We start from the raw sequence: 13,396 nt of genomic DNA on the forward strand, positions 1-13,396 counted from the left end.
TTAAACAACAAAAATCGGGTGCCTTATTGCTCTGGCACCCGCCTATTTAAGTAACATTGTACACTCGATTATCTATTATTTTTGCGAAATCGGCTTAATACGAACATCAATAACGGCACAGCGCCCTTCACTTACGGCATTCAGCCCTTCAAGTAATGCCTCTTTTAACTCGTCGGGTTCCTTAACTGTTCTTGCATACGCGCCGCCTGCGGCTGCGGCAATTCCAGCTAAATCTGAAGGCGAATCAAAGTTCACCCAGAAACGGTTAATTTGATTAGCGACACCATTCGGATGCAGCCTTAACACATTTTGCTTAGTTGCGTTCCAACCTTGGTTATCATAAATGATCGTCAAAAACGGTGTGTTGTATTTTTGGGCAATCCAATGCACAGAAGCAGGAACACTGAATAAATAAGTGCCGTCCCCGGTTAATGCTACAACTGTCTTATCCGGTTTTGCCAATTTAGCCCCAATTGCCGCTCCTCCATGCCAGCCCAACGATGTCGCTCCGCTGGTAAACAACGTTCCGGGTTTGGACCTTGGAAGGTGCTGGAATACGGCCAAGTCATTCGTAATTGTCTCATTCAATACAATCGTATCTTCATCAATAACTTCATTTAAACAGGCCGTCAGCCACTCTGGAGTGATCACTTTATCGGTGAGAGTTTCCTTTTGCTTCCACTCCAGACGCTGGCTTTTATGAATCTGATGTATACGGCCATAACGTTCATCTTTCTTATTTTTATCGATATCCGCCTCACTGATCTGGGCGTTGATTTGCTGTAAAGCGACCAGGGAATCAACTCTTAAAAACTTTTCGGACGGCGTATACCATACCGGTATTTTTTCTTTCAACGGATCGATATCCACGTAGTATATCTTACTGTTATCGGCCGGACTGATCTTGGAAGGAATCCACGGTACATCGCAGTCCAGAACCAATATCAGATCAGCATCCTTCACAAAAGCATCCGGTACAAAGCCGAGATGAAGCGGGTGGTCTGAAGGGAAGTTCACATAGCTGCGGTTAACTTCGAGTACAGGTATGCCCAGCTTATCGGACAATTTGATGAGCTCCGCAACCGCTTCATGATTTCTTCCGAGATAGGATGTGATGATGATCGGATTGTTCGCATTCACTAAATCTTCGGCCAACTGTTTGACATCAGTGTTAGATAGAGCTGTCGGTTCAATCGGTGACCATCCATTGTATGGAATATCAGCAGGTGAGATTTCTTCCTCTAATACTTCTCTCGCTCCCATCAAATAGACGGGTCCCTTCGGGTCACTTTGAGCGATCTGCAACGCTCTGTAAAGAAGCTGCTTCACATTTTGCCCTGTGCGGAGTTCGTATTCCCACTTCACATAAGGCCTTACGATGCTGCGTTGATCAAAAATGTCCTGCAGGAAGTTAATCGGTGTATTACGGCTGCCTTGCAATTCGCCTTCAACGGTGTATGGAGTATCACCCGCGAAGATCAGCACCGGTATCCGGGCGCGAAAAACATTATGCACGGCGCCGCCGAGATTTTGCGTTCCTACATCCAGATGGACAAATACCGCCTGCGGCTTTCCTGTAACTTGCGTATAACCCTGAGCGGCTGATAAAGCTACCGATTCATGAGGACAAAGAATAATTTCAGGCATAGGAAGGTCCAGAACTTCGGCTTTTGCCAGACTTTCGATTATAGTCGGATGATCGCTGCCCAGATTTGAAAATATAAAGTTGACTCCCGCTTCTTCAAAAGCTTCCATGAATGCGTCGGCGGCCGTATAGCGTTCTATTTTTATACTGGGACGCGCGATTAATTCCGGAAAACTGTCAATCATAAGTTCATCCTTCATATCAATTCCTCCTGTATCCTATTTGATACAGCCGTGGCAGTCTCTCTTTTTTGTATAACTTTCTGTGAAAATAATACGATGATCGCAATGACAGCCCCGATAGCCGGCATCAAAATTCCCGGTGCTATAATCATACATCCGGCTACAATAACGGCCGCTCGCTGGAGCATATTCATAGGCGCAAAAGAGAACCCTTGCGTACCGCAAGCTACCAACAGAACTCCTATTATAGCGGTAACCACAGCCCAGGAGATTTCATAGATATCTCCTTGCAGGAGCAATCCTTGACTGTACACAAAGGCGAAAGGGACGATATATGCGGCAATACCAATCCGCATCGCTTCCCAACCCGTCTCCCATATTTTACTGCCGCTAATACCTATAGCCACAAAGACCGAGACACAGGTAGGTGGTGTTAGAAAAGAAGCTAATCCCCAATATACGACGAACAAATGGGCCGCCATATCCGATATACCTAAACTGATAAGGGCTGGAACCAGCAAAGTAGCCAAGGTAATATACGAGGGTAGGGCATCTAAAGCTGTTCCCAGAATCAAACTAGCAATCCCCACCAGAACCAACGTCAATAACAAATCTCCTCCAGCAACATCAGTAATGAAGCGGGAAAATTTAATGCCAAGACCGCTAAGTTCAAGAGCTCCTGTCATGATGCCGACCGCTCCGGTGATGACCACAACCATCAGCCAACTGAAAACAGCACTCTGGAAAGAAAGGAAGATATTCTTAGGTGTTAACCAATTTGCACGGTCTTTTGACAGGAAGCTGCATCCGATCAAGAACGGTAAAGAATAGATTCCTGCCACATGCGCCGGAAGCGCTTTAATAATTAAGAAGTAAATGAGCATGAACAAAGGAATCAAGTAAAACCAACCCTGCTTCATAACCTTCCAGAAACGGGGCAGAGCTGCCAAAGGCGTGCGTTCAATCCCTTCTTTGTGTGCAATCAGGTGAACGGTGATGAATGCTGTCAAATAGTACAGCAATGCTGGAATTATTGCCGCAAGGGCAACTTCCGCATAGGGCACGCCGATCCACTCAGCCATAACAAAGGCAATGGCTCCCATGACGGGAGGCAAGATTTGTCCGCCCGTTGCCGCTACCGCCTCCGTAGCTGCCGCAGTTTTGGGACTATAACCTGATTTGATCATTAACGGAATCGTAACCGCACCGGTTGTAGCCACATTACTGGCCGGTGACCCGGAAATAGAGCCAAACAGAGCACTGGAAAGAACGGCAACCTTGGCAGGACCGCCTCGAGTCCATCCGGTTATGGACATGGCAATGTCCATAAACCATTGACCGGCTCCCGCACGTTGGAATAGAGCACCAAAAATCAAATAGATAATGAGTATGGTGGACGCGACACCAAGCGACATGCCGAAAATTCCACTCGTGCCCACATACGTAGCATAGAACAGTTTTTCAAGAGAAAATCCTTGACCATTTAGAATGCCCGGTAAATAATTTTGGAATAATGTGATGCATAAAAAGAACAGGGTGATAATGGGAAGCGCCCATCCCGTCTGGCGTCTCACAGCTTCGATCAGCGGTATACACAGTAAAATCGCCAAGATCATGCCTGTTGTATCCAGCCTGCCGAACATACCATAGGCAACGACATTATCATTAAAAAAGATGATGTAGCCTGCTCCTGTTAGAGCGGATGCCATAAGTAAATAATCATACCAAGGTACCTTTTCTCCAATCTCTTTTCCAGGACGAGCACGGTGCAAGAAGAATACCAGCACCAAACCTGCAAGCAAAGAAATTCCGCGGATGACCTGGGCCGGCATAAAATAGCCGAACCAAGTCAGCATTCCGCCAGCTGCGATGATGTGAAAGAGCGCTACGGCAGAGGTAACCCAAAGTAAAAAAGTTGATCGTTTCATGAGGTCACCCCTATTTCGTAGTAAGCGCATCTTGCGCAGACTGAAGTTCACTACTCCAGTTTCCGGTTTCCTTTAAGTATTTTATTGTACCCGGGTGAAAAGGAATGATCGGCTTGCTTTTCGTTGTACGTTCTAATGTCCATTCTTTAGCAGCATTATGGAAAGATACAAATTCCTTATTATTATCAAAGAAGGTTTTAGTAATTTGGTAAATTTTCTCCTCCGGAACAGAGCTGTCCGCTACGAAATAGGTAGCAAGAGCGAATGTGGTGACATCCTGATCCTGGTTCGGGAAGCTTCCTTTTGGAATAACGCTTTTATATAAAGACTTCGGTAATGATGAAATCACTTGATCAACCTTGGCTTCCTCCATAGGAAGAAATTCCACGACATTGTCACGCATGAGTTCCGACAGAAGCGCGTTGCCGAGAGACACCGGGAATATAGCCGCATCGACCGTGCCTGTTCTCAGAGCTTCAACCGTTTCATTCGTCTCAACTGTTTTTATAATATTTACTTTGCTTTTATCGATCCCGTAGGTCTGCAGTAAGTTATCCGTGATTAACTCAAACTCAAATAGTGCCGGACGAATACCAATTAATTTTTTCCCAGCCAAATCCTCAACAGACTTTATCCCGGAATTTTTACGCACAACGATAGGGCGGAAACTCGTCTGTCCGACTGCAACTAAAGAAACATCCACCTTCTCTTTAAAAGGTGCGATCGTGTTCATCGCATTATAAGCAGAAGGAGAGTCTGCAACCGCTAGATCAATATCGTTATCAGCCATAGCGAACATATTTGCATCCGAGCCGCCCACAGCTTCTACGGAAGAATTAATTTCAGCATGCTTCAACAACAATTCGGAAATACCTACTGCCAAAGTGTAATATACGGAACCTACGCTGTTTGTACCAATTTTTAATGTCGAATTTCCGGAGCTTCCTTGTTTTGAACCACAAGCCGAAATGACTGCAGCGACAAGACAAAATGACAATACAATAGATACGATTTTCCTCTTTGACATGATAGCGCCGCCTTTAACTAATTTTGAATGTTACAAAAAAGGAACCACGAGTAGTCATACGTGCTCTGGCATCATGTTGTCGTTTACTTATGGTAGTTGATTGAATGATATTCGATATATTCCGCCAGACCAATCTCGGAATTCTCTCTTCCAATTCCACTCTGTTTTACACCGCCGAAAGGAATGTGCCTTAAGCCAAGCCGTGACTGACCGTTCTGGTTGATAAATGTCATGCCGGCTTCGATTTGCCTGGATAGACGAACAGCGCGATCAAAATCTGAAGACCATATCGTCGATCCAAGACCGTAATCCGTACTATTGGCCATTTGAAGTACTTCTTCTTCCGTACTGTACGGGATCAAAGGAATGATCGGCCCAAACTGCTCGCAAGTGACGATCTCTTGATTCGGATGAGGGTTCTTTACAATCACTGGTTGCAAATAATAACCGTTATCCCAGTTATCAGGTTCAACCTTTTCGCCCAATATCACCGTTTGAGCTCCGCTTTGTTTAGTTCGCTCAATCAGTTCGTTAACATAATTGAATTGGACCTTATTGTTCAGAGGTCCGAATGTAACCTTGGGATCCATTTGATGCCCAATCTGATACTGATCCACGATCTGGCACATCTCATCAAAAAACTTTTCATACATATTTTGCGGCACATACACTCTTTTAGTGGCATAGCAGTACTGGCCTGACCGGCGGAAAACAGAAGTTACGATTTTGGGCAGCACCTCCTGCATGTCAGCATCATCCAAAACGATGGCAGGATCGTTGCCGCCTAATTCAAAATGCACGTTTTTCAAGGAATTCGCCGCATCTTGCATGACGTACTTGGCTACTGTGCCGCCGCCGGTAAATGATATTTTGCGCACGAGCGGATGAGCAGTTAATGCAGAACCCACATCCCCTCCGCCATGCACCACATTGATCACTCCCGGTGGAAACAGTTCCGCTATCTTCATCAATATAGAGGAGATGCCCAGCGGGGCATTTGGCGAAGGCTTAAACACAATCGTATTCCCGCATACCAAGGCCGGAGCCAACTTTTGCATAGTCAAAATGACAGGCGCATTCCATGGCACGATACCTACAATGACACCGATCGGTCTTTTTTCGACACTCACCCAGCTATGTTCGTCTTCAAATTGTTTTTCCTCAAAAAATACCTTCGCGGCTTCAACCGTATGTCTTATTCCGGCTACTGCCCCTCCAATCTCCGCAAGCGTCACAGAAGGAATCATCCCCGACTCTCTCGCAATGAGGGGCGCAAATGTGGAAGCCTCGGCTTCCAACAATGAAGCCGCTTTCAACAAAAGCTCGGAACGTTCTGTAAGATCAGTTTTATGCCAAGTCTGGTATGCCTGATGGGCTGCCTGGACCGCTTGTTCCACATGCTGGGCAGTACCCTGTGCCACTTCCCCGACTACATCAGTTAAACGACCCGGATCTCTTACTTCAGCATAAGAATCTGTGGGCACGTCCTGATTGTTAATTAACAAATGAATACGTGTATGGTTCAGTTATATAACACCCTTTCCTCTTATTCTGAAAGCCTTTTCAAAATTACATAAAATAAAAGTTACTCTGTTCTACTGATCTATCCATTTAAAACCTCACATTACATTCTTAAGGATAATATGGATAAAAATGAATAGAATCATATATTAATAATGAACGGATTTAAGTAAAAATCAAATTGATTTTTTTAATCTTACCTATATAAGATCCATATGAGTTGACAAATTGTCTTAGTAAGCCTAGATTTTTTTAATATAACAACTGAACTTGAATGAACCAGCTTTAATATACTCCTTAACGTATTTGCGACAAATAAGACATCAGAGAGGAGAATCAAAAATGACAAATTATCAAGATACGGATTACTCATATCTCAAAGGTAAAACAGTGGCCATTTTCGGAACTGGAATTGAGGGATTAGAGCAAGCGAAACGTCTTAGAAATAACGGGATACCTGTGTTGGTGTCTTTACGGGAAGGCGTCAAATCCCCCACCACCATGTGGACCGATGAAGGCTTTGAGATCGTATCCATCTATGAAGCAGTCGATAAATCGCAAGTCGTTCAAGTATGGTAGTAAGATGTTTCTATTCCGCTTTCAACTAAATATTTGTTAGTTTCACCAAAAACAGCAGGTCGCGACGACCTGCTGTTGCTTTATATACTCATATTCGAGGCCTAACAGGACTTATACACAGATCAAGAAAAATACGACAATCAAATAAAACCCTAAGCATTGCCATAGGTTCCAGGTCAAAATCTTAAACGAGGAAACTCGAATCAAGGACGACATGACGCCGAGTGTACCGCTGAAAGGTCCGATATAAAACGTTAATACGGCTCCACCTAGAAGCGCAACGGTCATATGTTCAGGTGATATCCCCATTAAAGCGGGATTCAGCGCCTGAGCCAGTAATGTGGCGGAGACGATCGGATGAAAACCCAGAAAAGAGAACACAAGCGGGACTAAAGGCAGAAACATCAGAAAGATACCCTCGCCAATCCAGTGGTTAAAGCTCAGTATAAAATCATTGATCTGAACGTCAACATGCGAATATTTGATGGACTGGGCAAAAAATGCGGCGCTTAAAAATATGGCGAACTGCTCGCTCATCGTAGGAATGAATTTCTTGAAGTGGGCGGATGTCCCCTTTGCACACTCTTTTCCCTTGCCGATCATGAGAGACCATATCCACGCGAATGGTACGGCTATTAACGTGGCGGTGAGCACGAGTCCGATCGAAGAAAAATGATCTATGCCGACAATGAGTAAAATCAAACAGACGACGGCGATTCCGACTTGCGTCAGCTTTTTTTTGGTTTCCCGGTTCGTGATAGGTTCTGCCGCAGCCGCGATCTCATCGGCCATTTCATGATTCTCGTCGTTCGTCCGCACCGGGTAAACATTCGATTTAAACGCGGTGAAATAAAAGAAGATCCAATTAAACAAAAGCCCGCAGATGCTGATCAAGAACAACTCGGCGGCAATGCTCAGCCAGTCCACGTTGGTGAGAGCTATAAACACGCCGACTACACCGGAAAGAGGGGTCCAGATGACGGGCAAAACATAACCATGGATGATGGCGACTGACAAAAACTTTGACCGGTTGCTGGACAAAAGCCGTTCCACGGAAGACTTGATGCTGTGATACATCATCGGAACTGCGGCCAAGTTGAGCAGTACGCCCATGATATAGGAAACGGACGAGACCAAAGTATAAAATTTGATGGTCGACCGCACGTTATTGCTGAACACATGATCGATTGCCCGAGTATAGTCGCCTATTCGAATAGGAGCGCGAGTACAGGAAGCATCGCAAACAATGTGAGCAGGTAGAGCATATCGCCATAAATCAAAATATATTCATAAATGGTGGTCCCTTGATTCCAAACGAGCCAAGTGCCTACCGCCAGAAAAAACAATGTCATCCCTTTGACAACAGGGCCGACCGTCGGCAAAGCCAATAAAATAGACAATAGGGATAGAGCGGAAATGACGATGTCCAGTTGTTCAACTTGACCGATGGTATAAATTAAGAAAAATATAATGGAGAGTGAAAAAACCCAAGTTCGCAAAGACGAAATCCATGAATCCGCCATTGTACACACCTTCCTATGCCGTAAACGCGATTACACCCGCCCCCAAAAATATCAACAAGGCTATGGCTATCACAACGGGCGATATCTCCTCTTCTTCTTTTAAAAATATTTTACTGAAGATAACCGTAAGCACCGGTTCCACTGCGGCAATTGCGCCCGCATAAGCAACATGAATATATTGAATGGAAATAAAAAAAGACAATACCGCCATACTTGTCATGATCCCGGACAATATGTAAAATTTGTTCTTAAATTGAAGGTTTGTTTTAACAAGTTCAGTGAAATTTCCTTTAATGGCCTCACTGATAGAAAAGCTGATAAACGCGACCGCCGCCCCGATAAACGCCCCTGCAAATGGATCCGAATAATGGAACATCGCCTGTTTTCTTAAACCTTGCCCAATTCCGAAACCAACCGCTGCCAAAATCGAGAAAATCAAACCCAGTTTATTTATGTTACTTTCCGAGTTACTGAAAAATTGAAGTCCCTGCAGCCCGAGACCCGCGAAAATTAAAAAAAGGCCGACCCACGGCCAAACTCCGTAGGCTTCATTCAATACTAAGACGGCAAATAACAAGGTAAACACAGGGGCGGTGTTTTTTAAGGCCACTGCCCTGGAAGGGCCGACTCTCCGGATGCCTGCAAACAACGTAGCTCTGCCGAAAAAGGTACTGAAAATACCCGCCAGCACGAAAAAAAGAATACCGAGAGCGGTTGGCGAGGATAAATCTTCCGAAACCAACCGGTAAATTGCCCATGCGAGACCTAACACCGCTACATTGACGATAATCGACATGAATACGCCGTTGTCTTTCTCGGATGCGCGCATTCCTTTTTTCAGGAACATACTGTTGACCGTAAAAAAAAAGCGCTGTTAAAAAAGCAAAGAGGAATCCCATCGAGTGTCTCTCCTTGGCTTAAAAATGAAACCCTCAGGTTTCCCTGAGGGTTGAGCACAAATTAAAGCGGCCCGAACATGTTTGGTATCCATAACACGAATTGCGGCCAGTACGTGATAATCATAAGCACTACAATGGAAACGGCGACAAATGGCCATATTTCTTTAATGAGCGTTTCAAGTTTGACTTTACCCACAGACGAGGCTATGAAGAGTCCGGCCCCAACCGGCGGCGTAAGCAATCCAATCGTACTGTTTATACATACGATGATTCCGAAATGAACCGGATCAATTCCGAATTTATCCACCAGCGGCATGAAGATTGGAAGCAAAATGACCAATGTAGCCAATTCATCCATCCAAATGCCGTTAATTAAAAGGAAGATATTGATTAAAAGTAAAAATACCCAAGGACTATCCGTAATGGATGCCATCCATTCCACAATATGCTGCGGAATTTGTTCAAAAGTAAGAACCCAACCGAATAGAGTGGCCATCGCGATTAACAAGGTTACCGCAGCAGTAGAAATGGCTGTGTTGACTAAAATTTTGGGGAAGTATGAGATTTTCAACTCTTTGTATATGAAAAATCCGGCTATCGCGGCTATCGCACAGGCGATGGCAGCGGATTCAGTAGCCGTAAACACACCACTTGTTATTCCGCCTATGATAATTACTGGAACGGATAAAGCGGGCAGCACTTGTACAAATACGGTTGCTCTCGTTCTGAACGATTCCTTTTTTGACCTTGGAAAGTTATGTTTATAACCCAAGTACGCAATTAAACCCATCAGGGCACCTGCCAGCAAAAGACCTGGCATAATCCCGGCTAGAAACATTCTACCAACAGAGGTTCCACTACCTACAGCATAAATAACAAATAACATACTTGGAGGAATGATAGGACCCAATAAAGCAGCCGAAGCGGTAGTGGCCGCTGCAAATTCACGCTTATATCCTTCTTCCTCCATGGCAGGTACCATGACTTTGCTCATTACCGCAGTTTGCGCAATGGCCGAACCTAAAATCGCAGCAAGAAACATGTTTGCGACTACATTAACGTACGCCAAGCCGCCTCTAAAATGGCCCACGAACACTTTCGCAAACCGGATCAGTCTGGTTGTTAAACCGCTTGAATTCATTAATTCCCCCGCAAGCATGAAGAGCGGGATTGCCAGCAGCCCGAAATTTTCCAGACCGGAATAAAGACGTTGAGGCGCGGTTGGAAGCAAGTCCATATTATGGCTTACGAAAATATAAATGATTGTGGTAATCCCCAAAATAAGCGGAATCGGTATCTGAAGGAACAATAAAACAACAAATCCGATTAATACTATCTCTACCATTCTACCATTTCCTTTTTTGTTTAATTTATCTAAGTTGTATTTGAAAGAAGAAATCCGATACCCGGAATTTATGGTTTAGGTATCGGAATAAATGTGTTCACGCTTTTTCGCGCGTCGTCAAACTCTTGAGGAACAGATCCAAAGCATGGATTGTCATACCCGCAATTCCAACAGGCACGCTTAAATAGGGATAGATCATCGGCAGCATCATCGCCGTCGATTGTTGGAACGAAATATCCGGCGATAAAATCCACGGAATGGAGTAGACCAAGAAATAGATTAAAAAACCTAAAACGATAGCAAACCCAACGGAAAGCAATATCATGCGGATCTTACCATTCAGTCGATCCATCAGAATAGACACACTCGCTAGCTGATCTTTCTTAAGAGCCATGCTCCCCCCTACAAAGGAAATCCATATGAAACTGTACATAGCAATCTCATCGGACCAAACCAAAGGGGAATTGAAAAAGTAACGAAATATCACACCAGCTATGAGTGATAAACTCATAATCAGCACCGCAATAGAAACAATTACTTTCTCGATCCGGAACACGGCGTCACTTAACTTGGCGACCAAATTCACAGAATTGCCTCCTTAGCTGTTATTTCTTAGTTGCATCATCAATGAAGGCTTTAATTAACGGATCGCTTGAATATTTGGCCCAGATTTCATCCGTCACGCTTTTGAATGCATCCTTGTTGTCTGCTTCATACACTTTCACGCCGCCATCCTGAAGCTTCTTCAATACTTCTTTTTCGTTGTCGAGCACATACTTATTACCCCAATCAATGGCAGCCTTCGACGCGTCTTTTACAATTTGTTGGTCTTCTGGGGAAAGCTTGTCAAGTTTAGCCTTGCTCACCACAACCATAGCGTTAAAGGAAAATTGATTTAATAACGTGAATTCTTTTGCAACCTCATAGTATTTCTCTGTCCAAGCAGAGTCCACGCTTGCATTAACGCCGTCAACGACTCCGGTTTGCAGTGCCGGATAAACCTCAGGCAGAGGCATTGGAGCAGCGCTCGCTTTCAAAGCAGAATAGAAATCATTGATGACAGTTCCGCCCGGGGCACGGATTTTCTTGCCTGCGAATGCTTCAGGCGTTTCCATGGAACCGCTCTTCATCAGAATGCTGTGATTTCCCGTTTGCAGCCAATCCAAACCAATAATTCCTTGCGGCTCTAATAACGCCAGCATTTTCGTTGCTGAATCGGTACCTCTCATTTTGCTTGCCGCTTCTGTATTGGGGAACAACATAGGCATGAACCATGCATTCAAGGATTTAGCGCGAGTTGACATATAAGCAGTTGTGATATAACCGAAATCAACTACACCTGCACCGATCTGCTGAATCATATCGGCCTCTTTGCCCAATTGGCTGGCCGGGAAGATTTCCAGCTTCATTCTTCCGCCAGAGCGCTGGTTTAGTTCCTCATTGAACTTCTCGGCAGTTTTCACCCACGGATGATCCGCTTGTACGATGGTAGTCAGTTTAAAAGTATAACTTGGCTTGTCCGATGCATTAGCTGCTGTATTCTTAGACGCCGCATTAGCTTCCCCTTTGACGCCAGAGGTCTGTTTATTTCCGCAAGCGCTTACAACCGCAATAATAAAAATTAGCATCAGTATAAGTATTGATTTCTTCTTCATCCTTATCCCCCTAGTAATTGTCGGTAGTATTGAAAAGTTAATTACGTTAATATTAACTTATGGCTGTAAGTTCCTTCAAATAGATATATTCAATGTGACCCATATGAAATCTTAATACAATAAGGCGGGTTGTTCGCATGGAACTTAAACATATCCAGGCTTTCTTGATGATCGTAGAGAAAGAAAGCTTCTCGCTAGCAGCAGAAGCGTTATACACCACTCAACCGACGATCAGCCTGCGGATTCAACATCTTGAACAATCGTTGAATGCAAAGCTGTTTAAAAGGATCAGCGGAAAAAAAGTCATCTTGACCGAGGCCGGCGAAATCATTCTCCCCTATTTTAAGAACGCGTATGACTTGATTCAAGAAGGCGCCGGTGCTCTGCAGGCGGGTCAGAAAGTACAAAAGAAAGTAATCATATCCTGTCCAAATTATATAGGAGAGGCAATTTTGCCCGAATTGCTCAAAACATTATACGAAGCCATGCCTGACATCGAGTTTGATGTAAAAGTGATGATTACCGACGATATCATTGAAAAAATGCGAAACGGCGAGATCGACATTGCACTCGCCTATCTTTCCAGCCAGCATGACTACGACGATCTCGATACTGTTCAAGTCACGAAGGAGAAAAATATACTCGTTTGCAGTCCGGCCCATCCTTTGGCAAACTGCGACCCTCTATCCTTGGCGGATCTAAAAAATGAGCGAATCATTATTTATAACCGTATATTTCCGACGACCAAAATCGTCGAGCAGTCTTTGCAAAAACAAGGCTTGCACAACTACCAATATGCCGAGATCAATCATCTGGGCTGGATTAAACTGATGCTCCGCAGAGAACTGGGCGTAGCCTTTTTACAGAAGATGATCGTAATCGACGAACTGAAAAGCGGACAATTAATCGAGCTTCCCTTGGCCAAACCTTTGCCGCCCACTCCGATTTATCTCGTCTTCAAATCGTCGTTCTCAGATCATCTTAAAGAGATCACGATAGAATCGACCAAAGCCCTATTTGCAAATTTGGAAAATTAAATAACGTATTAACTTTACATATGGGTCGCATTGAAACATACAATTTGTATTTACA

General features: G+C 44.3%; 12 protein-coding genes and 1 pseudogene. 2 read left to right on the top strand and 11 right to left on the bottom strand.

Features of this window, described 5'->3' with window-relative positions:
- Positions 1-75 precede the first annotated feature (75 nt).
- The 4 genes from SD71_RS01405 to SD71_RS01420 all read right to left on the bottom strand — a co-directional run bounded on the left by SD71_RS01405 (position 76) and on the right by SD71_RS01420 (position 6,266).
- Positions 76-1,845, bottom strand: coding sequence for a thiamine pyrophosphate-requiring protein (locus SD71_RS01405; protein WP_235426950.1), 1,770 nt, complete (start codon positions 1,843-1,845; stop codon positions 76-78).
- Positions 1,842-3,755: a TRAP transporter permease gene (locus SD71_RS01410; RefSeq protein WP_041058650.1), complete on the bottom strand. Its 1,914-nt coding sequence runs from the start codon at positions 3,753-3,755 to the stop codon at positions 1,842-1,844. The genes SD71_RS01405 and SD71_RS01410 overlap by 4 nt, the downstream gene beginning before the upstream one ends.
- Positions 3,756-3,765: 10 nt before the next feature.
- A complete protein-coding gene (locus SD71_RS01415; protein WP_041058652.1) occupies positions 3,766-4,782 on the bottom strand; it encodes a TAXI family TRAP transporter solute-binding subunit in 1,017 nt (338 codons plus the stop codon).
- A gap of 83 nt (positions 4,783-4,865) precedes the next feature.
- A complete protein-coding gene (locus SD71_RS01420; RefSeq protein WP_200889538.1) occupies positions 4,866-6,266 on the bottom strand; it encodes an aldehyde dehydrogenase family protein in 1,401 nt (466 codons plus the stop codon).
- Between the two features lie 343 nt (positions 6,267-6,609).
- Here SD71_RS01420 and SD71_RS01425 point away from each other — a divergent pair, with 343 nt between their 5' ends.
- Positions 6,610-6,882, top strand: coding sequence for an NAD(P)-dependent oxidoreductase (locus SD71_RS01425; RefSeq protein ID WP_268747700.1), 273 nt, complete (start codon positions 6,610-6,612; stop codon positions 6,880-6,882).
- A 111-nt stretch (positions 6,883-6,993) separates the two neighbouring features.
- Here SD71_RS01425 and SD71_RS01430 read toward each other — a convergent pair whose 3' ends face one another.
- The 7 genes and pseudogenes from SD71_RS01430 to SD71_RS01455 form a co-directional block, all read right to left on the bottom strand.
- A complete protein-coding gene (locus tag SD71_RS01430) occupies positions 6,994-8,061 on the bottom strand; it encodes a hypothetical protein (protein ID WP_041058661.1) in 1,068 nt (355 codons plus the stop codon).
- Between the two features lie 26 nt (positions 8,062-8,087).
- Positions 8,088-8,405, bottom strand: coding sequence for a hypothetical protein (locus SD71_RS01435; protein WP_041058664.1), 318 nt, complete (start codon positions 8,403-8,405; stop codon positions 8,088-8,090).
- Positions 8,406-8,418: 13 nt separating this feature from the next.
- Positions 8,419-8,844, bottom strand: a complete 426-nt coding sequence (locus tag SD71_RS25385) for an EamA family transporter (RefSeq protein WP_268747701.1) — start codon at positions 8,842-8,844, stop codon at positions 8,419-8,421.
- 66 nt (positions 8,845-8,910) lie between these two features.
- Positions 8,911-9,261: pseudogene (locus SD71_RS25390) on the bottom strand (EamA family transporter); the annotation flags it as partial.
- Between the two features lie 104 nt (positions 9,262-9,365).
- Positions 9,366-10,649 carry a TRAP transporter large permease gene (locus SD71_RS01445; RefSeq protein WP_041058669.1) on the bottom strand — a complete coding sequence of 428 codons (1,284 nt, stop codon included), beginning with the start codon at positions 10,647-10,649 and terminating at the stop codon, positions 9,366-9,368.
- A gap of 97 nt (positions 10,650-10,746) precedes the next feature.
- Positions 10,747-11,235 (bottom strand): TRAP transporter small permease, encoded by a 489-nt coding sequence (locus SD71_RS01450; protein ID WP_041058672.1) that lies wholly within the window; start codon positions 11,233-11,235, stop codon positions 10,747-10,749.
- 19 nt (positions 11,236-11,254) lie between these two features.
- Positions 11,255-12,304, bottom strand: coding sequence for a TRAP transporter substrate-binding protein (locus tag SD71_RS01455; RefSeq protein ID WP_041058675.1), 1,050 nt, complete (start codon positions 12,302-12,304; stop codon positions 11,255-11,257).
- Positions 12,305-12,441: 137 nt separating this feature from the next.
- On the opposite strand from SD71_RS01455, the gene SD71_RS01460 reads away from it, so the two are divergent.
- Positions 12,442-13,341 (top strand): LysR family transcriptional regulator, encoded by a 900-nt coding sequence (locus tag SD71_RS01460; protein WP_041058677.1) that lies wholly within the window; start codon positions 12,442-12,444, stop codon positions 13,339-13,341.
- Positions 13,342-13,396: the final 55 nt, after the last annotated feature.

Source organism: Cohnella kolymensis (assembly GCF_000829465.1).
Taxonomy (GTDB): domain Bacteria; phylum Bacillota; class Bacilli; order Paenibacillales; family Paenibacillaceae; genus Cohnella; species Cohnella kolymensis.

Bases quoted from the DNA above. Each gene is read 5' to 3' on its own strand.
- SD71_RS01405 (WP_235426950.1), bottom strand. From the start codon at position 1,845: ATGAAGGATGAACTTATGATTGACAGTTTTCCGGAATTAATCGCGCGT.
- SD71_RS01410 (WP_041058650.1), bottom strand. From the start codon at position 3,755: ATGAAACGATCAACTTTTTTACTTTGGGTTACCTCTGCCGTAGCGCTC.
- SD71_RS01415 (WP_041058652.1), bottom strand. From the start codon at position 4,782: ATGTCAAAGAGGAAAATCGTATCTATTGTATTGTCATTTTGTCTTGTC.
- SD71_RS01435 (WP_041058664.1), bottom strand. From the start codon at position 8,405: ATGGCGGATTCATGGATTTCGTCTTTGCGAACTTGGGTTTTTTCACTC.
- SD71_RS01445 (WP_041058669.1), bottom strand. From the start codon at position 10,649: ATGGTAGAGATAGTATTAATCGGATTTGTTGTTTTATTGTTCCTTCAG.
- SD71_RS01455 (WP_041058675.1), bottom strand. From the start codon at position 12,304: ATGAAGAAGAAATCAATACTTATACTGATGCTAATTTTTATTATTGCG.
- SD71_RS01460 (WP_041058677.1), top strand. From the start codon at position 12,442: ATGGAACTTAAACATATCCAGGCTTTCTTGATGATCGTAGAGAAAGAA.